The organism is Agromyces sp. G08B096 (assembly GCF_040267705.1).
In the GTDB taxonomy this organism is placed as follows: Bacteria; Actinomycetota; Actinomycetes; order Actinomycetales; family Microbacteriaceae; genus Agromyces.
In genome coordinates, this window is sequence record NZ_CP158374.1 from 1994931 (window position 1) to 2015044 (window position 20114).

Here is a 20114-nt window from a genome sequence, read left to right on the forward strand (position 1 = left end):
GGCCGGACGTGCCGTCCGCGTCCGCGCCGCTCAATCGGCGAGCGCGGCGGCCACCAGTGCCTGCAGCTCGGGCACGACCTCGGCCTCGAACCACGGGTTCGCCGCCAGCCAGCGGGCGTTCAGCCCGGAGGGGTGCACGATCGGGACCGCGCCCGGCAGGTGGTCGCGCCAGGCCCGCACCGTCTCGGTCAGCGTCGCCTTCCGCGCGTCGCCCAGGTAGTACCGCTGCGCGTACCCGCCGACGAGGATCCGCAGGCGCGCCTCTGGCAGCCGCGCGAGGATCGACGGATGCCACCGCGGGGCGATGTCCTTCCGCGGCGGCGCATCGCCGGAGCCCGCGCGGCCCGGATAGTAGAAGTCCATCGGCACGATCGCGAACGACGCGGGGTCGTGGAACTGCTCGCGGGTGACGCCGAGCCAGCGCACGAGCCGATCGCCGCTCGGGTCGTGCCACGGGATGTTGGCCTCCTGGGCCCGGCGCCCGGGCGCCTGCCCGACCACGACGACCCGTGAGGTCGCCGAGCCGGTGAACAGCGGCGCCCAGCCCTGCGCGGTGAGCGCCGCGTTGGCCGGGTCCGCGGCGATGGCGGCGCGGAGGTCGGCGAGGTCGTCGGTCACCCGTCCATCCTCGCCGACGTGCTGCCCGGCTGGCTGTGCGCGGAACGCGCGCCGCGGGCCGCCGGCTGGCTAGGCTCGTGCGAGTGCGCTCCACCCGCCTCGCCGCCGTCGCCGCCCACCTGCCCGACCGCGTCCGCACCGCCCGTGAGACCGAGCGCGCGCTCCGCGCGGAGAACCCCGGGCTGAAGCTCGCGACGGGGCTCATCGAACGGATGACCGGGGTCGGCCGGGTCCATCTCCGTCCAGAGGGCTGGCAGGCCTCCGATCTCGCGGTCGCCGCCGCCCGCGTCGCGCTCGACCGCTCCCCCGGCCCGGTCGACCAGCTCATCTTCGCCAGCGCCAGTCAAGACCTCGTCGAGCCGGCCACGAGCCACATCGTGAACGCGAAGCTCGGCCTCGGCGTCCCGGTGTTCGACGTGAAGAACGCCTGCAACTCCGTGGTCAACGCGATGCAGGTCGGCGATGCGATGATCCGGGCCGGGCAGGCGCGGCGCATCCTCATCGCCAGCGGCGAGGCGCCCACCGCGGGCGTCCGCTGGCGGGTGCGCGATCATGCGCAGTTCATCCGCTCCTTCCCGGGATACGTGATGAGCGACGCCGGTGCGGCGATCGTGCTCGAAGCGGATGACTCGGGCCGGGCGGGCATCCTCGATTCGGCGTTCCACGCCGTCTCGGAGCACTGGTCGATCGGCACGCTGCCTGGCGGCGGCACCATCGGCGGGCACGACCCCGACAGTCTCTATTTCGACATGGACGGCGCCGGCCTGCAGCAGGCGTTCCTCGACCTCGGCCCCGAGCCCGTGCTCGACCTGCTGCGGCGGCACGGGCTCGCAGCATCCGATTTCGACCTCGTGGCGATCCACCAGGTCGCGCTGCCCTACCTGCCGCCGATCTTCGAACGGCTCGGCGTCCCGGGCGACCGGACCGTCGTGACCGTGGGCGAGCACGGCAACCTCGCGTCGGCGACGCTGCCGCTGCAGCTGGAGCTGGCCCGGGAGCGCGGCATGGTCGGCCCCGGCAGCCTGGTCCTCCTCATCGGCCTCGCCGGCGGCATCAGCCTCGGCCTGATGATGGTGCGCCTGTGACGGGCCGCCTCGCCGTCGTCGTGCCGGTCTTCGACGAAGCCGCCGGCATCATGCCCACCCTCGAGGCCCTCGCCTCGCAGGACGACGCCGACTTCGACGCCGTGTTCGTCGACAACGGCTCGACCGACGACAGCGCCGCGGTCATCCGTGCCTTCGCCCGCGACCGCGGGCTCGACCGCTGGCGTGTCGTCCACGAGCCGCAGAAGGGCACCGGCGCCGCCGCCGACACCGGCATGCGCGCCGCGATCGACGCCGGAGCGACCCTCCTCGCCCGGACCGACGCCGACTGCCTGCCCCGAGCCGACTGGACGGCGAGCATCCGCCGGGCGCTCACCGCTCCCACCGAGGGCGGGCTCGGCCTGCAGCTCGTGGGCGGCGAGCTGGTGCCCCGCACGGACGAGGGGCTCGGCTGGGCGACCAGGGCGGCGCTCCGCGGCGCCGTCCACCTCGCGGAGGCGTTCGGGCGGGTGCGTCCCGGCAACCGCGACGACGGCTACCTCGGCCCGTACCTCATGGCAGCCGGGTGCAACGTCGGCATCACCGCCGAGCTCTACCTCGCGGCGGGCGGCTTCCCGCGCACACGTATCGAGGAGCTGCACGAGGACCGGGCGCTCGTGAACGCCGTGCGCCGGATCACCCGCGACTACGCCAGGCGGCGGGACGTCGTCGTGTACGGGTCGAGCCGGCGGGTGCAGGCGTGGGGACTCGCGAACACCCTGCTCTGGTACAAGGACCATGCGTACCGCCCGGCCGTCGTCGACATCCGCGACCCCGCCGCCGTGGCGCGCGAACCGCGGGCGTCCGTCGCCCTCGCCCGCCGCTTTGAGCGGCGCGTGGTGCGCGCCGCCCACCCGTTCGCCTTCCCCGCCGTGTCGGCGATCCCCGGCCGCGTCCGACGGGTGCCCGGGCTCGGCGTCGTCGTGAAGGACGCCGAGGTGCTCCGTTCGGTGCTCCTCGACACCGCCACGTTCAGCAAGACCGGCCCGGGCGCGCCGAGCGATCTCTGGACACCCGTGCTCGGCCCGAGCGTGCTGCTCAACATGGAGGGCGCGGAGCACCGCGAGCTCCGCAGGAAGCTCGCCCCGCTCTTCGCGCCCGCCTTCGTCGACCGGCTCGTCGACGACGCCCTTGGCGGTGCCGCCGCCGAGCTCGGCGCACGGCTGGCGCGAGGCGAGCGGGTCGACCTCGTCGCACACGCCCGTCGGTCGGCGAGCGCCGTGATCAGCCGCCTCGTGGGCCTCGACCACGACGTCGTCGACGACGAGCTGTTCGCCCGGGTGTCGGCGGTCACGGGGTTCGTGACCCTGGCCCGCCCGCGGCTCACCGGGCGCCGGCTCGCCGTCGCCCGTGGCATCCTCGGCGAACTCGGCGAGCACGCGTCCAGGGCGTACGCGGGCGACGAGTCCACCGTCCCCGGCCGTATGCGCGCGCTCGGCCTCGACGAACGCGAGGCGCTCGGCGCGGTGGGCGCGTTCGTGCTCACGGGCACCGAGACGCTCGTGTCGTTCGTGCCGCGCCTCGCGGCCATCCTCGTCGACAGCGGCTGGCACGCGCTGCTCGCGGCCGACCGGTCGCTCGTCGACGCGGCGGTCGCCGAGGCCCTGCGGGTCACCACCCCCTCGCCCGTCATGCTGCGCTCCGTCGCCCGCGACGGCGCCGTGGGCGACCTCCCGGTGCGGCGCGGCGAACGCGTGGTGCTCGGCACCTACTGGGCGAACCGCGCCCTCGGCGACTTCGATCCCGTGGGCAATCCCGCCGCCTCACTCAAGCAGCTCTGGTTCGGGGCGGGCGTGCACTTCTGCCTCGGCGCGCCGCTCGCGACCGCGCAGATCCGCACGACGCTCGACCCGCTGCTCGCGACGCCGGAGCTGCGCGTCGTCGAGCGCCGTCCGGCGCGCGGCGTGCTCATCCCGGCGTACGCGCGACTCGTCGTCGAGGGGGCGGGCGCACGATGACCGACCTCGTCGCGGCCGTCCTCCAGGCGGTGGAACGGCATCCAGAGCTCCCGGCGATCTCCGCCGGTCGCTCCACGCTCACCTATGCCGAGCTCGGCGCCCGCATCCGCGCCACCGCGTCGGCCCTCCGCGCCGACGGGTTCGCCGACGGTGACCGGGTGCTCTTCTCCGTGCGGCCGGGCCCCGACGCGGTCGTGCTCGCGCTCGGCATCGTGCTCGCACGCGGCACTGTGGTCTTCGCCGATCCGGGCGCCGGGGAGGCGCTGTTCCGCGCCCGCGCGCGACTCGCGGCGCCGCGCTGGGTCGCGGCCGAGTCGCTCCTGCACCTCGCGTCGACGACGCTGTTCCGCCCGCTCGCCCGGCGGCGAGGGCTCGAGCTCGCCCCGTACCGCGAGCTGGTGCCCGAGGCTCGGCATCTCCGCGCCGGACCGTGGCTGCCAGGGGTGCCCCGCGGGGCACGGGCCGTTTCGGATCTCGCACGGGCTGCCGCTCGGGCGGCAGACCTGTCGCTCGCGAGCGACCACCCGGACGACGAGGCGCTCATCGTCTTCACGAGCGGCACCACCGACACCCCGAAGGCCGTGGTGCACACCCGGGGGTCGCTCGGCGCCGGCCTCGGCGACTTCGCCGCGGGTGTGGGGCTCTACGCCGGCCAGCTGGTCGTCACCGATCAGCTGATGGTCGGCATCCCCGCGCTCATCGCCGGCGCGCACTGGCGGATGCCTCCGCGCAGCGCGGACCCCATCGCCCGGCCGGGCGACGTCCTCCCTCTGCTCGCGGATGCGGAGCTGCTGTTCGCGGTGCCCGCCGCGATGGACGCGCTGCTCCGCGAGCTCGACGCCCACCCCGGGCTCGCGCCGTCCCGGCTCGAGACCATCGTGCTGGGCGGCGCACCCGTCCTGCGGCCGCTCCTCGAGCGGATCCGCCGACGATTCCCCGACACCGCGATCCGGGCGGTCTACGGCATGACCGAGATCCTCCCCGTCGCGATCATCGACGGCGACGAGAAGCTCGAGGCCTCTCCCGGGCGCGGCGACGTCGCCGGTGGCCGTGAGGTCGCGGGTACCGGCGGCGACCCCGTCGGCCGCCTCGTGCCGAGCGTCACCGCACGCATCGACGACGGTGAGCTCGTGCTCTCCGGGCCCGGTCTCGCGCGCGGGTACTTGCACGACCTGCCCGCCCGTCCGCTCGCCGAACTCCGCACCGGCGACCTCGCTCGCCTCGACGGCGACCGGCTCACCCTGCTCGGGCGCGCGAAGGACATGTTCATCCGCGGCACCTGGAACGTCTACCCCGGCCTCTACGAGCCGATCATCGCAGGACTCCCCGGCGTCGCTGAGGCCGTGCTCACCGGCGTGCCCGACGAGATCGGCGACGACCGCATCGTGCTCGTCCTCGTACCGGAGGCCGACCGGCCCGCAGAGCTCACGGCGGAGCATCCGCTCGTCGCCGCCGTCGCCCGGGCGCTCCCCGGACTGATCGACGCGGGCGCCCTGCCCGACCTCGTGCTCGCGGCGGGCGACCTGCCGCGGTCGGGGCGGAGCAGCAAGCTCGACCGCGCCGGACTCGCGCGGGCGGTCGCCCGCCGGGTCGCCGGCGACGCGCAGCAGGCGCCGACGCGGGCCGGAAGCCGGGGTCCGAAGCTCGATTCGCACCACGGTTCGCACCACCAGGAGGAGGCAGGATGAGGGTCGCCGTCACCGGAGCGAGCGGGTTCGTCGGCGGAGCCGTCGCGACCGCGCTCGCGAACGACGGACATCGCGTGGTCGGCTACGGGCGGACGCCCGGCGGCTGGGCGCACCCATCCGGGACGTACCGGGTGTGGGACCTCGCACGGGGGCCGCTGCGCAAACCCGAACGGGTCGACGCCGTCGTGCACTGCGCCGCCCTGGCCGACGACTGGGTGCGCTTCGAGGACGCGCTGCTCGTCAACCGCGACGGCACGCGCGCGGTCGTGCGCACCTTCCCGGGCGTCCGGCTCGTGCACCTCTCGACGTCGAGCGTGTACGACGCGTTCGGCCCGAGCGTCCAGGCCCGCGAGGACACGCGGCTGCCGCGGCGTTTCCTCAGCACATACTCGCAGACGAAGGCGCTCGCCGAGGCGGAGCTGAGCGGACGCGACGTGGCGATCCTCCGCCCGCACGCCGTGTACGGCCCGGGCGACACCACGCTCCTGCCACGAGTGCTCGAGGCGGTGCGAGGAGGCCGACTCGTGCTGCCCGCCGGCGGGCGCGTGCGGCACTCGCTCACGCATATCGACAACCTGGTCGACGCGGTCCGGCTCGCCGTCATCCCGTTCGGCCCGCGCGGCATCTTCAACGTCACGGATGCGTCGCCCGTCGTCCTCTCCGACGTCATCGGCGAGTTCCTCCGCCGGCGGAACGTGCGGGCGCGCATCGTCGGCATCCCCACGCCGGCGGCGCTCCGGCTCGCGCACGGGCTCGAGCGCGCGGCGAAGGTCACGGGCGGCCGTCCCCGGCTCACCCGCTATGCGGTGAGCCAGCTCGGGTTCGAGCGCACGTACGACCTCAGCGCAGCGCGCGAACGACTGCGGTACGACCCGCGCGACACGAGCCTCGAGGGCGCCGAGGACTGGTGAGCCGGCGAGCGTTCAGGCGTCCCGACGCTTCCGCACCACGAGTGAGGCGTACGCCGGGATGAGCACGCGCCGGCCGTACCGTCGCGAGACGATCTCGAACGGGCGCCCGTCACCGACGAGCAGATCCACGATCGCGCCGAGTTCCGCCTTTGCGAGCGGGCCGCCGAGGCAGAGGTGCCGTCCGGCGCCGAACCACAGCTGCCGGTACTGCGGCAGGTAGGGCCGGTCGATCCGGAAGCCGCCGGCGAGGTTGTTCGCCGTCCAGGTGAGCACGACCACGCGGTCGCCGGCGCGCAGCGTCCGCCCGGCGATCTCGAGGGCGGCGAGCACTGCGCGGCCGATGATGGGCGCCGGGCTCGTGACCCGCAGCGCCTCGCGGACGGCGTCGTCGCGATGCTCGGGCGCGGCGATGAGCCGGTGCTGCTCGCCGCTGTCGGCGAGCAGGGCTGCCGTGCGCGCCATGGCGGATGCCGCGGTCTCGGTGCCGGCGACCATGAGCAGCGTCGCGAGCCCCTTCGTCTCCCGGAGCGAGAGCCCGAGCTCGCGGCAGCGGCCGATGACCGCATCTTCAGGGGCGTCGGCGAACGCGGCGTCGACGTGGCCGGTGAGCCGCTCGACGATCGCGCGCGCGGCCTCGACCTTGTGCGGCGGCAGCACGGTGTCGGCAGTGGTGCCGAGCGCGATGCTCGCGAGCTCCTCACCGGTCGCGAAGATCTCGCGGTAGGCGTCGTCGCCGCGCGACGGGTCGACGGGTGTGCCGAGCAGCGCGGTCACCATGCGGCCGACGAGCACGCGCGAGAGGTCGGCGAGGTCGAGCTCCTCGCCGGCCTCGAAGACGGCGCGCGCGACGGTGAGCCGGTCTCCCCACGCTCGTTCGACGAATCCGCGGCTGGTGCGCTCGGTGAAGAGTTCGCGGCTGCGGGTGCGGAGGTCGTGGTGGCCCGGGCCGTCGAAGAGGTCGTTCACCCAGTCGCCGAGGATCTGCGCCCAGAGGTGGCCCACGCCGCCTTCGCTGAGGAGCGTGAGGTGCTCGGGGTCGTTGAGGAGCGCGCGTGCGACGCGAGGGTCGGCGGTGATCCAGCCGAGCTTCGGCACGCGCATGATGGGGTTCGCGAACTGGCCGAGCCAGTTGAGTACGGGCAGCGCCGGTCGCGCGGCCCGCAACAGGCGGTGCTCGTGGGCTTCGGCACCGCGGCCGAGGCCGTCGCCGATGAGCGAGAGACGGCGTTCGCGGGCGAGCGGGGCGAGATCCTCGGCGACGGGCACGTCGCCACGATAGCCGAGCCCGGCGCCCGCTCAGCGGGCGAAGCCGCGCTCCAGCGCGTCGAGTGCCCCGCCGACGGCGGTGCGCACGAGCCGCGCAACGCCGGCGGGCGACCGCCCCGCCACGAGCCCGTCGAGCACGATCGAGTGTCGGAGCACCAGCACCCCGGTGAGCATCGCCGACCACGGCGCCGATCCCGACCGTTCGGCCAGGTGCACGAGCCACGACTGCAGGAGCGCGGCACGTCGGGCGGTGAGCGTGGGCGAGTCCCGCTCGCACTCGGCGCAGCGCCGGAGCGCGGACCACGTCGTCTCGTCGATGGAGGCCCAGGTCGTCGTCCCGGCGAGGACCGGCCCGTCGACGAGGAGCGGCCGGACCGCCTCGGTGAGCGAGAGCGACCGCTCGTGCCGGCCGGCGATCGCGACGAGCAGGTCATCGATGCCGGGCCGCTCCGCGTCGAAGAAGAGGTCCTCCTTCGCGCCGGAGTAGTTCACCACCGTCTTCAGGGAGACGTCGGCGGCCTCGGCGATCTCTGCGAGCGTGACCGCGTCGAAGCCGTCGCGCTCGAACAGTCGGTTCGCCTCGTCGAGGATCCGCTGCCGAGTCGCCGCCGTCTTCCGCTCGCGTAATCCTGCCACGATGGTGAACTTACCATCGTGGCAGGTTCTGTCAGGACGCCTGTGGATCCGCGAGCTGGGCGGCCATGAGGCACACGAGTTCGTACACGACATGACTGGCCGCGATCCCCGTGACCTGCGCGTGGTCGTAGGCGGGCGCCACCTCGACGACGTCGGCGCCCACGAGGTTCACGCTCCTGAGGCTCCGGAGCATCCGGAGCAGTTCCCGGCTCGTCAGTCCCCCGGCCTCGGGCGTGCCGGTGCCGGGCGCGTGCGACGGGTCGAGCACGTCGATGTCGATCGACACGTAGACGGGGCGGTCACCGAGTCGGTCCAGCATGCGACGGATGCCCGCCTCGACGCCGTGCTCCTCGACGTACTCGCTCGAGACGATGGCGAAGCCGAGGCGTTCGTCGTCCTCGAGATCCTGCTTCGAATACAGCGGCCCGCGCGTGCCCATGTGACAGCTCGCGGTGAGGTCGATGAGCCCTTCCTCGCTCGCGCGGCGGAACGGCGTGCCGTGCGTGATGGGGGCGCCGAAGTAGGTGTCCCAGGTGTCCAGGTGCGCGTCGAAGTGCAGCACCGCGACGGGGCCGTGGCGCTTGGTCACCGCGCGGAGCAGCGGCAGGGCGAGCGTGTGGTCGCCGCCGATGGCGACGAGGCGTTGCGCCCGCTCGCCGAGCTCGGTGGCCGCGACCTCGACCTCGCGCACCGCCTCGCCGAGATCGAACGGATTGACCGGGATGTCGCCGGCGTCGACCACCTGCGCCGCGGCGAACGGCGAGACGTCCTGGGCGGGGTTGTACGGCCGCAGCAGCCGCGACGACTCGCGGACGTGCGACGGCCCGAACCGTGCACCCGGGCGATAACTGACTCCGGTGTCGAAGGGGATGCCGACGATCGCGAGGTCCGCGGTCGGGACGTCCTCGATGCGCGGCAGCCGCGCGAACGTCGCGATACCCGAGTACCTCGGGTTCACGGATGCGTCGACGGGGCCGATGGGCTCGGTCATGAGTCATCTCTCCTGTGGTCTGGGGCGAGGGCCGCCTGCGGGATGTGCACGAGCTGAACGCCGCCGCCCGCCACGGCGGCGCGGATGGCGGGCGCCACCTCGTCGACACGGGCGGCCCGGCGTCCGGTCGCGCCGAACGCGTCGGCGAGGGCGGCCCAGTCGGGCTGGATGAGATCGACGCCGATCGGCGCGATGCCACGGTCGAGCTCGTTCTGCTTGATCTCGGCGTAGCCGCCGTTGTCGACGCACACGATCGTGAGGTCGAGGCGCTGTTCGACGGCGGTCGCGAGCTCGTTGACGCAGAACATCAGCGCGCCGTCGCCGAGCACGGCGACGACCGGGCGTTCGGTCTGGGCGACGCGCGCCCCGATCGCGGCGGGCAGGCCGTAGCCGAGGGTCGCGTAAGTGGGCGTGTAGAGCAGGGAATGCGGGCGGGACGCACGGAGCACGTTGGCGAGGGCGAGGTAGATGATCTGCGACGAGTCCCCGGCGACGACCGCGTGCTCGGGCAACGCCTCGGCGATCGTCTCAGCGAGCGCGACGGTGTCGGGCGCGATCGAGGCGATCTCGGCCGCGATGGCCGCGCGGAGGCCGGTGAGGTCGGGTCGCGGCGCGGTCGGCCCGGGCAGCTGCTCGAGCAGCGCGGCGACGACGGCCGACGTGTCGCCGACGATGCCGACGGTCGCCTCCAGGTTCTTGTGGAGCTGCGCCGCCGAGACGTCGACGCGGACGACCCGGCCGCGGGCCTCGAGCGCCGGCGCCCAGAGCTCCGCCTCGCCGAGCTTGGACCCGAGCACGATGAGCACGTCGGCGTGCTCGGCCGCCTCGCGGGCGGCGCCGATCCGCAGGTTCGAACCGAGGGAGAGCGGATGCTGCTCGTCGAGGGTGCCCTTGCCGTTGAGCGACGTGAGCACCGGGGCCCCGAGGCGTTCGGCGAGCGCGGTGACCTCTCGTGCCGCCCGGGTCGCTCCGCCGCCCGCGATGATGACGGGCGCGGATGCCTCGCCGATGAGCTCGGCCGCACGGCGCACGGCCTCGGCATCGCCGGCAGCGGGAGCGGGCGCCGGGCGAGCGAGTCGGGCCTCGGCGGGCAGCCCGGCCGGCGCCTCGAGCACGTCGAGCGGGATCTCCACGTGGACCGGCCGCGGCCGGCCGGAGCGGAACAGGGTGAACGCGTCGTGCACGGCGTCGACGGCCTCGGCGGCGGTCGTGACCCGCCGCGACCACTCGGCGATGGCGCCGACCATGGCCGTGGCATCCTTCGTCTCGTGGAGGGTGCCGACGTCGGCGAACTCGGCGCCGAGCGGGACGCCCGGTGAGATCACGAGCAGCGGCCGGGACTCGCAGAACGCGGTGCCGATGGCGCTCATGGCGTTCTGCAGGCCGGGGCCGGAGGTCGTGATGACGACGCCGGGCAGGCCGGTCTGCTGCGCCCAGCCGTCGGCGCCGTACCCGGCACCCTGTTCGTGGCGGGTCGTGACGGCCCGGATGCCGAGGTCGGCGAGCGGCCGGTAGAGCTCGAGGTTGTGGGTGCCGGGGATGCCGAAGATGGTCGTCACCCCGTACGACCGGATCGTCTCGAGCACGGCCCGGCCGGTGGTGTCGGCGTACTGTTCGCGGCTCACTGACCCGCTCCCCTCCTCATGCTGCGCGGTAGCGGCGTTCGCCGCCGACCCAGGTCTCGGTGACCCGGATCTCGGTGATGCGCTCGGGCTCGACGTCGAGCGGGTCGTCGCTCAGCACGGCGAAGTCGGCGACCTTGCCCGGCTCGAGCGAGCCGAGGTCGTCTTCGCGGCCGAGCGAGACGGCGCCTTCGTAGGTGTGCGCGCGCAGCGCGGCCGCCGCCGACACCCGCAGCGAGTCGGGGCCGAGCCGGTGGCCGCGCCGGGTCACCCGGGTCACGGCGGTCTGGATCGCCTCGAGCGGGATGGGCTCGGCGACCGGGGCATCCGAGGAGATCGTGAAGGGCACGCCCGCGGCCTGGAACTCGCCCAGCGGGTTGAAGCGCTCCCCCGGCGTGCCGATCGCCTCCTCGACGCCCTCGCCCCAGTTGAAGTAATGCTGCGTCTGATTGACGGGCCGGATGCCCGCGGTCGCCATGCGCGCGATCTGCTCGGGCGTCGGCAGGCCGCAGTGCTCGATCCGGTGCCTGGCGTCGGGGTCCGGCCGTTCGGCGAGCGCGGCCTCGATCGCCGAGACGACCATCTCGATCGCCGTCGGCGACTGGGCGTGGGTGGCGGTCTGCAGCCCGGCGGCGTGCGCCTTCCGGATGAGCTCGGCGTAGTCGGCGGGCTCGTGGTACAGCTGCCCGGTGCGGCACGGATCGCCGACGTAGCCGTCGGGGAAGTACGCCGTCCACCCGCCGAGGGTGCCGTCGGCGTAGAACTTGATGCCGGCGAAGCTCAGGTGGGCGTTGCCGAACTGTCCGACGAGCCCCATCTCGAGCGCGTCGTCGAGCAGGTGCGAGAGCAGGTACATCGACACCCGGAGCTCGAGCCGTCCGGCCTCGGCGAGCCGGAGGTACATGTCGAACTCGCGCCGGGAGACCTGCGCGTCGCCGATCGCCGTCACCCCGCCCGCGAGGAAGCGCTGCGTCGCGGCATCCAGCTGGCGCAGATGCTCCTCCGGCTCGTCGGCGAGGTGGAAGTTCGGGCCGTGGTGGCCGATCTTCACGCCGTGCACGCCGGTGAGGATGTTGCACGCGGCATCCGACAGCTCGCCCGTGAGCTCGCCCGCGGCGTCGCGGAAGAACTCGCCGCCCTCGGGGTTCGGGGTGTCGCGGTCGACGCCGTTGATCTCGAGCGTGTGGCTGTTCACGACGCCCCCGTGCCCGGAGGCGTTCATCAGGTACACCTCACGATCGGTCGCGACCTCGTCGAGCTCGAACCGCGTGGGGTGGCGCTGCTCGGCGAGGTTGCGGTGCTCGTAGCCGTACCCGCGGACGGGCCGGCCCGGCGGCAGGTCCTCCGCAGCGGCCTTCAGCAGCGCCACGATCTCGGGGATGCTGCCCGCCTTCGCCGGCCCGCAGTCGACCCAGGTCATCATCTGCCCGTACATCAGCGGATGCGCGTGGGCGTCGATGAAGCCCGGCACCACGACCCGGTCGCCGAGGTCCACCCGCTCGGGCTGCAGCCCCGCCCGCGAGGCGGCCTCCTCGCAGGCGGCGGACGAGCCGACGGCGACGATGCGGCCGCGGTCGATCAGCATCGCGGTCGCGGTCGCGTCCTCGGCGTCCACGGTGCGGATGACTCGCGCCGTGATCAATCGCGGCCCGGTCTGGTCGGGTCGGTCGAAGGCGTGCAGTTTCCTCATGGCAGGCGGTTCCCCGTGGTGTCGGTGCGGGCGTGGAAGGAGGCGGTGACGGGTGCCTCGTCGGAGTGCTGCGGTGCGAACCGGGTGCAGATGCCCGCGAGCACCGCCATGCCGACGAACATCGCGATGACCGACCAGATGCTCCCGGTCCAGGCGATGAGCTGCGTGGCGAACCACGGCGAGAACCCGGCCCAGATCGCCGCGCCCACGCCGTACGAGAGCGCGATCGAGGTGTACCGCGCCTGCGGGCGGAACATCTGGGCGAGGATCGCCGCGATCGGGGCGTACGTCGCGCTCATCGCGATGCGGACGAGCGAGGCGAGCAGGAACACGAGCGGCTCCACCTTGCCGGGCAGCACCAGCATGAACGGGATGAAGGTCAGCACCGAGGTCACGAGACCGAGATACATGATGTTCTTCCGTCCCCACTTGTCGCCGAGCCAGGCCACCGGCAGCGTCACGAGGAATTCGACGAACGAGGCGATGGTCATCGCGTCGAGGATGAGCTGCTCGCTCATGCCGATGGGCTCGCCGGTGGCGTAGGCCGTCGCGAACGTCGTGGCGAGGTAGTAGCCGCCCGTCGAGATCGGCAGCAGGCCGATGCCGAGCAGGATCGGCAGCCAGTTCACGCGCAGCGCGTAGGCGAGCGGGGTGGACTGCTTGCGGCCCTCGACCTTCTGTTCGAAGACGGGCGTCTCCTCGACGCGGTAGCGCACCCAGAGGCCGACGCCGATGAGCACGATCGAGAGGAGGAACGGGATGCGCCAGCCGCCGTCGATGATGAAGTCCTGGCCACCGCGGGACATGATCGCGAAGATGCCCGAGGCGAGCAGCGCGCCGGCCGGGTTGCCGAGCTGCGTGAAGCCGCCGTAGAACGTCTTGGACTTCTCGGGCGCGTGCTCGACGCTCATGAGCACGGCGCCGCCCCATTCGCCGCCGACCGCGAGGCCCTGCAGCGCACGCAGCAGGATGAGCAGGATCGGGGCGAGGAAGCCGACGGTGTCGTAGGTCGGCAGGCAGCCGACGAGCACCGTAGCGATGCCCATGAGCAGCAGCGTGATGACGAGCGAGACGCGCCGGCCGAGCTTGTCGCCGATGTGGCCGAAGATGATGCCGCCGAGGGGGCGGACGACGAACGCGACGGCGAAGGTCGCGAACGCGGCGGCCGTCTCGGCGAGCGGGTCGCCGCTCGGGAAGAACAAGGGTCCGAAGACGAGGGCGGCGGCCGTGGCGTAGACATAGAAGTCGTACCACTCGATCGTGGTGCCCACGAACGCCGCGATGCCCGCCCGTCGCGCCCTGCTGTGTGTGGAAGTCATGACCGCCCCTTCGCGGATGATGTCGGATGGCGAGGATGCTACGAGCGCGGATGCCTCGGCGGCAACCGCAGAACTCCAGCGCGACGACATCTCAACTGGAGTTCTGTTCGGTTGAAGACGCATCCATTCGTTCACGTCACGCTTGGATGTCTCTACACTCGTGTTCTGTCGCCTCCGACAGGCGTTCACCGGAATTTCGACCGATCGGGCTGGGCATGGACTTCGACGCCGACCTCATCCGCGCACTCCAGGAGGACGGACGAGCGAGCATCCACTCGCTCGCCGCCCGTCTGGGCCAGACACGCGCCGCCGTCTCGGCGCGACTGCGCACGATGCTGGCCGACGGCACCGTCCGCGTGGTCGCGGCGGTCGATCCGGTCTTCCTCGGCCAGCACGTACTCGCGCACGTGTCGATCCGCACCGACAGCCAGGTCGAGCCGGTCGCCCAGCAGCTCCGCGGGCTCGGCGAGACCGTGCTCGTGTCGGCCGTGGGCGGCGCGCACGATCTCGTCACCGAGGTGCGGCTCGGCTCGATGGCGGCCCTGCACGAGCTGCTCGCCCGGATCCGGGCGATGCCGGGCGTGGCCGACATCAACACCCTCATCTATTCGACGGTCGTGAAGGGCTTCTTCGTCTCCGAGTACCGGGGCGACCTCACCATCGACGCCATCGACACCGCGCTCATCGAGTTGCTCCAGCGCGACGGGCGGATGAGCTTCCGCGCGCTCGGCGAGGCGGTGCGCCTCTCGCCCTCGGCCGTCACGACCCGCGTGCAGCGGCTCATCTCCGGCGGGGTCATCAAGATCAGCGCCGTCGAAGCGCGCGGCCTTGCACACCGACAGCTCTCGATGGGCGTCGGACTCACGCTCACTGGCGACGACGACGCCGTGATGGAGGCGCTCCGGGGCTGGCGGGGCGTCGACTTCGCCGCCCGCACCCTCGGGCGCTTCGACGCCGTCACCACCCTCGTCGAGCCGTCGGCCGGCGCCATCTTCGCGAGCCTCGAGCGCATCAGGGCACTGCCTGGCGTGGCCCGCCTCGAGGCGTGGCTGCACCTCGCCGTCCTCAAGGAGGACTACGCCAGGACGCTGCGCCCGGTGCCCGTGAGCAGGGCAGTCAGCCGCTGACGATGGTCAGAGGCGCAGCGCGCTCAACCCGGTGATGTCGCGCGCCGTCCGAGGTGGAGCACGCTGCGGACGACCAGTCCGGCGATGAGCGCCCAGAACGCCGCGTTGACACCCGCGATCGCGATGCCCGATGCAGCGGTCGCGAACGTCACGACCGCGGGGATCTGCTCGGTCCCGTCGACGAACGCCGCTCTGAGGGAGGCGGCGAACGTCGTGAGCAGCGCGAGGCCGGCGACCGCGGCCAGCACGCCGGCCGGCGCGAGTGAGACGAGCGCGCCGAACGCCGTCGACGCGATGCCGAGGAGGACCAGTACCCCACCGGCCGTGACGCTCGCGATCCAGCGACGCGAGCGGTCCTCCCCGGCCTCGTGGCCGGCGGCGAGCGCGGCACTGATGGCCGCGAGGTTGATCGCGTGCCCGCCGGCGGGAGCGCCGATCAGCGTGCCGACACCGGTGACGATCATGGAACGGCGCCACGGCACCTCGTACCCGAGGCCCTTCATGACGGCGACGCCCGGCACGTTCTGCGAGGCCATCGTCACGAGGTAGAGCGGCAGCGCGATGCCGACCACCGCGGCGGGTGTGAAGACGGGCGCGGTCAGCTCGATGTGCGGCACGAGGGCGGCCGGCTCGATGGACGCACCGGTGGATGCCCCGTGCACGGCGATCACGATCGCCGCGGTGACGAAGGCGAGCGGTGCCGCCCACCGGGGCAGGAGACGGAGGGCGACGAGCCACACGATCACCACGGGTGCGACCTGCAGCGGGTTCGCCGCGAGCCCGGTGATGGGCCCGAGGCAGAGCTGGAACAGGATTCCGGCGAGCATGGCCTGCGCGATGGAGGCTGGGATGCGGGCGATGAGGGCACCGAGCTGCGGTACGAGGCCGGTGAGCACGATCAGCACCCCGGTGACGAGGAACGCACCCACGGCTGCGGGCCACCCGCCGTCGACGGTGCCGGTGGTGGCGAGGAGCGCGGCGCCGGGGGTCGACCATGCCGAGGTGATCGGCATCCGAGTCGACCAGGCGAGCACGATGCAGGCGAGCCCCATTGTGACGCTCACCGCGAGCAGCCCGCTCGCGGCCTGCTCCGGGCTCGCACCGACGCCCGCGAGGCCGGCGAGTACCACGACGAACGCACTGGTGAAGCCGACCAGCGCGGACACGACACCCGCCGACATCGGGCGGAGCCAGCCGCTCGGCGATGGTGACGGTGTCGTCTCGTCGGACATGGCGCTCCTCGGGCCGATCGACCGAGGACACCCAGGCGGACGATGTCGCTCACATGCTCCACGCCGGTTCATCCGGCCACGCCAGTCGCAGTGCAGCCCACGATAGCGTGCGGCGGGCGGCGGGCCGCCGGCACGCGAGTGCACGGCGGCCCGGTGCCTCACGCCGCGGGTCGCGAAGCCGCGTCCGTGATCAGCACCGGCGCCTTCGGCCGCGCCGCCTCCACGGCGACCAGCCCCAACGCGGCGGCCAGGACGACGATGGCCGCAGGGACCGGCAGGGTCATCGGTCCGCCGGCACCGACCAGCGCTGAGGCCGCGCCCGCACCGATCGCGATGCCTCCGTTGAAGAGCACGGGGATCAGCGCGCCGGCGAAGTCGCGGTGCTCGGGGCCCGCGATCCGGAGGATGACCGTCTGCGCGAGCGGCGGGAACGCTCCGGAGCCGAGACCCCACACCAGGACGACGATCAGCGAGACGACCGGCGCCGACGAGACGGCGAGCGCTGCCACGGCCACGGCGGTCACCGCGAGCGAGACCACGAGCGCCCGAGCCGTGCGCTCCCCGACCCGCGCCGCGGCGACGAGGCCGACCGCGGAGGCGACGCCGAAGGCGAGCAGCACGGTGCTCGTCCCGCCCGGCAACGCGGTCGCGGCGGGCGCTGCCAGCTGGGTGATGAACGTGTAGGCGCCGTAGTGGCCGATGAGCGACACGGCCACGAGCAGCGTGACGATGCCGAGGCGCGCGGTTCGGGGCATCCGTCCCTCGCGGGGCGACGACGGCGCGAGCCTGGCGCGGTCCCGCAGCGGAACCATGAGCCGGACCGCCACCGCGGCAGCAGCGAGCGTCGCACCGAGCACGAGGAAGGCGACCCGCCAGTCGCTCGCATCGGCGAGCAGACGCCCCAGCGGGGTGCCGATGACCATGCCGAGAGTGCCGCCACCGAGCACGACCGCGATCGCCCGACCGAGAAGCCGGTCCGGCACGAGGTCGGCGACGAACGCGTTCACCGTCGCCCACAGCACGCCGACGGCCGCAGCACCGAGCACCCGCGCCGCGATCACGACGCCGAACGCGGGCGCGATCGCCGTGAGCACCGAGGAGAGGGCGAGCGCCGCGAGGGCGAAGACGATCACCGGGCGCGCCCGCCAGCGCCTGGCGAACCTGCTCAACGGAAGGCTCGCGACCATGACCACGGCGGCCCAGATCGACACGAGCGCGCCGGTCGCCGCCTCGCTCACGCCGAGTCCCGAGCTCATCGGGGCGAGCAGCGCCGCCGGCAGCATCTCGGCGGTGACCATCAGCATCGTGGCCGTGGACAGGATGAGGATCGGTGTCCAGGGGAACGAGGTCGAACGCTGTGCGGATTCCACGGTTTCTGTCATGATGGGACCGTAAACCCTCACATTGATGTCAATGTCAAGCTTTGATCTCGGACGCGGAGGAATCATGAAGATCGGCGAACTCGCGGAGCGCACGAAGGTGGCCCCGCGCCTCATCCGCTACTACGAAGAGCAAGGACTCCTGAGCGCCGAGCGTGCAGAGAACGGGTACCGGCGCTACACCGACGCCGACGCCGAACGACTCACCCGTGTCGCGGGCCTGGTGCGGGCGGGCATCCCGACCCGACTGGTGAAAGTCCTCCTCGACGCCGAAGACGCCGCAGCGAAGCTCGACGCGACGTGCCCCCGAACGGTCGCGTCCATGCTGTCGGCTGAGCTCGACGGCCTCGAAGACCGCATCGCCTGCCTCACCCGCAGCCGCGACACCATCCGCGAGTTCCTCGCACGGACCGAAGTGGAGATCGCGCAGCGCGCGTGAGTCTGCCACCCAACAATCCCCGGATACGACGAAGCCCTGATGAGATTCGCTGCTCATCAGGGCTTCTCTGTCGGGCTGACAGGATTTGAACCTGCGACCCCTTGACCCCCAGTCAAGTGCGCTACCAAGCTGCGCCACAGCCCGATGCCCCCGGCGTTTCCGTCGAAGACAACTTGACCATCATAGCGGCATCCGGAGGCGTGCTCGTGCACACCCCCGCTCGTCACCGGCAGCGAGCCGACCCGACGCCGACGAAACGACGACGAGCGATCCAACGCGGCCCGCCACGCCCGGCTCCCCCTCGACGCGGCCCTGCCCACCGGCAAGACTGGAACGACCGCACACGCCTGACGGAGGGGGAACCGTGGCACGCACCATCGCCGACCAGCTCGTCGCCCAGCTCATCGATGCCGGGGTCGATCACATCTACGGCATCGTCGGGGACTCGCTGAATCCCATCGTCGACGCCGTCCGACGCAGCGGTGGGAAGGCGAAGGGCGGCATCGACTGGATCCACGTGCGGCACGAGGAGGCGGCGGCCTTCATGGCGGCGGCCGAAGCGCAGGTGACGGGCAAGCTCGCGGTGTGCGCGGGCAGCTGCGGTCCGGGCAACCTCCACCTCATCAACGGGCTGTACGACGCGCAGCGGTCGAAGGCACCGGTGCTCGCCATCGCGAGCCACATCCCGAGCACGCAGATCGGGTCGGGCTACTTCCAGGAGACGCATCCCGAGCGCCTCTTCGTCGAGTGCTCCGACTACTGCGAGCTGATCTCGACGGCGGAGCAGTCGCCGCGGGTCGTGAATGCGGCCCTCCGGCACGCGATCGCCGGGCCGGGCGTCGGCGTGATCGTCCTGTCGGGCGACATCGCCGAGTTCGAGGCATCCGATTCGTTCCCCCCGCTCGTGCTGACCGAGCCGCCCACGCTCGTGCCGGCGGATGCCGACGTGCGCCGGCTCGCCGAGGCCATCGACCGGGCGAAGACCGTGGCGATCTTCGCTGGTGCGGGCGTCGAGGGTTCGCACGACGAGGTGATCGCGTTCGCCGAACGCCTCAAGGCACCCATCGGGCACACCCTCCGCGGCAAGCAGTGGATCCAGCACGACAACCCCTACGACGTCGGCATGACCGGCCTCCTCGGCTACGGCGCCGCGCACGCGGGCATCCACGACGCCGATCTCCTGCTCCTGCTCGGCACCGACTTCCCGTACGAGCAGTTCCTGCCCGACCCGTCGAAGGTCGTCATCGCGCAGATCGACGCGGATGCCTCGCACCTCGGCCGTCGCGTGAGCGTCGCGCACCCCGTGCACGGCGACGTGCGCGCGACGCTCGCCCGGCTCACCGACCTCGTCGCGGAGAAGACCGACCGCCGGTTCCTCGACCGGACGCTGAAGAAGCACGAGAAGCTGCTCGGCTCGGTCGTCGGCACCTACACCGATGTCGACACCGTGGCGCCGATCCATCCCGAGTTCGCGATCACGGTCATCGACGAGGCCGCGGCATCCGATGCGATCTTCACGGCCGATACCGGCATGGGCAACGTGTGGCAGGCCCGCTACGTCACCCCGACGGCCGAGCGCCGCATCATCGGCTCGTTCATCCACGGGTCGATGGCGAACGCGCTCCCCCACGCGATCGGTGCGCAGGTCGGGTTCCCCGACCGCCAGGTCGTCGCGATCGCGGGCGACGGCGGCCTCTCGATGCTGCTCGGCGAGCTCATCACGGCGATCGCGTACGACCTGCCCGTGAAGGTGTTCGTCTTCAACAACTCCACGCTCGGGCTCGTGAAGCTCGAGATGCTCGTCGACGGCTTCCCCGACTTCGGCGTCGATGTGCCTGGCGTCGACTACGCGGGCATCGCGTCGGCGATCGGGTTCCAGGCGACCCGCGTCGAAGACCCGCGCGACCTGCGGGCGGCCGTGAACTCGGCGCTGACCCACCCGGGCCCGGCGCTCGTCGACATCGTGACCGACCCGCGTGCCCTGTCGCTGCCGCCCGCGATCACGGGCGAGCAGGTGAAGGGGTTCGCGCTGGCGATGTCGAAGATCGTGCTGCACGGCGGCGCCGCGGAGGCCGTCGCGATGGCGCGCTCGAACATCCGGCATGTGCCCGGCCTGTGAGCGGCGTACGAACTCGGATGCCCCGGCGGGAATGTTC

General features: G+C 72.7%; 16 protein-coding genes and 1 tRNA gene. 7 read left to right on the forward strand and 10 right to left on the reverse strand.

The features are described from left to right. Positions 1–30 precede the first annotated feature (30 nt). Positions 31–618 carry a uracil-DNA glycosylase family protein gene (locus ABIQ69_RS09675; protein ID WP_350346915.1) on the reverse strand — a complete coding sequence of 196 codons (588 nt, stop codon included), beginning with the start codon at positions 616–618 and terminating at the stop codon, positions 31–33. An 83-nt stretch (positions 619–701) separates the two neighbouring features. On the opposite strand from ABIQ69_RS09675, the gene ABIQ69_RS09680 reads away from it, so the two are divergent. Genes ABIQ69_RS09680 through ABIQ69_RS09695 form a run of 4 tightly spaced genes read left to right on the forward strand, consistent with a single transcriptional unit; the run spans position 702 to position 6257 of the window. Next, on the forward strand, positions 702–1703 hold the full coding sequence (locus ABIQ69_RS09680) for a 3-oxoacyl-[acyl-carrier-protein] synthase III C-terminal domain-containing protein (RefSeq protein WP_350346916.1): 1002 nt from the start codon (positions 702–704) through the stop codon (positions 1701–1703). Then, a complete protein-coding gene (locus ABIQ69_RS09685; protein WP_350346917.1) occupies positions 1700–3658 on the forward strand; it encodes a cytochrome P450 in 1959 nt (652 codons plus the stop codon). The genes ABIQ69_RS09680 and ABIQ69_RS09685 overlap by 4 nt, the downstream gene beginning before the upstream one ends. Further along, entirely contained in the window at positions 3655–5346 is a 1692-nt protein-coding gene (locus tag ABIQ69_RS09690) for a class I adenylate-forming enzyme family protein (RefSeq protein ID WP_350346918.1), read from the forward strand. The genes ABIQ69_RS09685 and ABIQ69_RS09690 overlap by 4 nt, the downstream gene beginning before the upstream one ends. Beyond that, positions 5343–6257 carry an NAD(P)-dependent oxidoreductase gene (locus tag ABIQ69_RS09695; protein ID WP_350346919.1) on the forward strand — a complete coding sequence of 305 codons (915 nt, stop codon included), beginning with the start codon at positions 5343–5345 and terminating at the stop codon, positions 6255–6257. The genes ABIQ69_RS09690 and ABIQ69_RS09695 overlap by 4 nt, the downstream gene beginning before the upstream one ends. Before the next feature lie 12 nt (positions 6258–6269). On the opposite strand, the gene ABIQ69_RS09700 is transcribed toward ABIQ69_RS09695, so the two are convergent. From ABIQ69_RS09700 to ABIQ69_RS09725, 6 genes are read right to left on the reverse strand one after another with little or no spacing between them, the layout of a single operon-like run. Next, complete coding sequence (locus ABIQ69_RS09700; RefSeq protein ID WP_350346920.1) at positions 6270–7523, reverse strand: cytochrome P450; 1254 nt, start codon at positions 7521–7523, stop codon at positions 6270–6272. 30 nt (positions 7524–7553) lie between these two features. Further along, positions 7554–8159, reverse strand: coding sequence for a helix-turn-helix domain-containing protein (locus tag ABIQ69_RS09705; RefSeq protein ID WP_350346921.1), 606 nt, complete (start codon positions 8157–8159; stop codon positions 7554–7556). A gap of 31 nt (positions 8160–8190) precedes the next feature. Further along, a complete protein-coding gene (speB, locus tag ABIQ69_RS09710) occupies positions 8191–9150 on the reverse strand; it encodes an agmatinase (RefSeq protein ID WP_350346922.1) in 960 nt (319 codons plus the stop codon). Then, positions 9147–10775, reverse strand: a complete 1629-nt coding sequence (locus ABIQ69_RS09715; RefSeq protein ID WP_350346923.1) for a thiamine pyrophosphate-dependent enzyme — start codon at positions 10773–10775, stop codon at positions 9147–9149. Before ABIQ69_RS09715 ends, speB begins: the two co-directional genes overlap by 4 nt. Before the next feature lie 16 nt (positions 10776–10791). Beyond that, positions 10792–12462 carry an amidohydrolase gene (locus ABIQ69_RS09720; protein WP_350346924.1) on the reverse strand — a complete coding sequence of 557 codons (1671 nt, stop codon included), beginning with the start codon at positions 12460–12462 and terminating at the stop codon, positions 10792–10794. Further along, the gene (locus ABIQ69_RS09725; protein ID WP_350346925.1) at positions 12459–13781 is read right to left on the reverse strand and encodes an MFS transporter; all 1323 of its coding nucleotides are present in this window, start codon (positions 13779–13781) and stop codon (positions 12459–12461) included. Before ABIQ69_RS09725 ends, ABIQ69_RS09720 begins: the two co-directional genes overlap by 4 nt. Before the next feature lie 215 nt (positions 13782–13996). Between ABIQ69_RS09725 and ABIQ69_RS09730 the strand changes: the two genes are divergently transcribed. After that, on the forward strand, positions 13997–14908 hold the full coding sequence (locus ABIQ69_RS09730) for an Lrp/AsnC family transcriptional regulator (protein ID WP_350346926.1): 912 nt from the start codon (positions 13997–13999) through the stop codon (positions 14906–14908). Positions 14909–14931: 23 nt separating this feature from the next. Here ABIQ69_RS09730 and ABIQ69_RS09735 read toward each other — a convergent pair whose 3' ends face one another. Both ABIQ69_RS09735 and ABIQ69_RS09740 read right to left on the reverse strand, forming a co-directional pair. Then, complete coding sequence (locus ABIQ69_RS09735; protein ID WP_350346927.1) at positions 14932–16140, reverse strand: benzoate/H(+) symporter BenE family transporter; 1209 nt, start codon at positions 16138–16140, stop codon at positions 14932–14934. A gap of 158 nt (positions 16141–16298) precedes the next feature. After that, a complete protein-coding gene (locus ABIQ69_RS09740) occupies positions 16299–17522 on the reverse strand; it encodes an MFS transporter (protein WP_350346928.1) in 1224 nt (407 codons plus the stop codon). Positions 17523–17586: 64 nt separating this feature from the next. On the opposite strand from ABIQ69_RS09740, the gene ABIQ69_RS09745 reads away from it, so the two are divergent. Further along, positions 17587–17958, forward strand: coding sequence for a MerR family transcriptional regulator (locus ABIQ69_RS09745; RefSeq protein WP_350346929.1), 372 nt, complete (start codon positions 17587–17589; stop codon positions 17956–17958). Positions 17959–18028: 70 nt separating this feature from the next. Here the strand turns inward: ABIQ69_RS09745 and ABIQ69_RS09750 are convergent. After that, a tRNA-Pro gene (locus tag ABIQ69_RS09750) sits at positions 18029–18102 on the reverse strand. Positions 18103–18322: 220 nt separating this feature from the next. On the opposite strand from ABIQ69_RS09750, the gene ABIQ69_RS09755 reads away from it, so the two are divergent. After that, a complete protein-coding gene (locus ABIQ69_RS09755) occupies positions 18323–20077 on the forward strand; it encodes a pyruvate dehydrogenase (RefSeq protein WP_350346930.1) in 1755 nt (584 codons plus the stop codon). Positions 20078–20114: the final 37 nt, after the last annotated feature.

Excerpts from the sequence above, each read along its gene's own strand:
- speB (WP_350346922.1), bottom strand. The coding sequence starts at position 9,150 with ATGACCGAGCCCATCGGCCCCGTCGACGCATCCGTGAACCCGAGGTAC.
- ABIQ69_RS09745 (WP_350346929.1), top strand. The coding sequence starts at position 17,587 with ATGAAGATCGGCGAACTCGCGGAGCGCACGAAGGTGGCCCCGCGCCTC.
- ABIQ69_RS09730 (WP_350346926.1), top strand. The coding sequence starts at position 13,997 with ATGGACTTCGACGCCGACCTCATCCGCGCACTCCAGGAGGACGGACGA.
- ABIQ69_RS09690 (WP_350346918.1), top strand. The coding sequence starts at position 3,655 with ATGACCGACCTCGTCGCGGCCGTCCTCCAGGCGGTGGAACGGCATCCA.
- ABIQ69_RS09740 (WP_350346928.1), bottom strand. The coding sequence starts at position 17,522 with ATGACAGAAACCGTGGAATCCGCACAGCGTTCGACCTCGTTCCCCTGG.
- ABIQ69_RS09725 (WP_350346925.1), bottom strand. The coding sequence starts at position 13,781 with ATGACTTCCACACACAGCAGGGCGCGACGGGCGGGCATCGCGGCGTTC.
- ABIQ69_RS09695 (WP_350346919.1), top strand. The coding sequence starts at position 5,343 with ATGAGGGTCGCCGTCACCGGAGCGAGCGGGTTCGTCGGCGGAGCCGTC.
- ABIQ69_RS09720 (WP_350346924.1), bottom strand. The coding sequence starts at position 12,462 with ATGAGGAAACTGCACGCCTTCGACCGACCCGACCAGACCGGGCCGCGA.
- ABIQ69_RS09735 (WP_350346927.1), bottom strand. The coding sequence starts at position 16,140 with ATGTCCGACGAGACGACACCGTCACCATCGCCGAGCGGCTGGCTCCGC.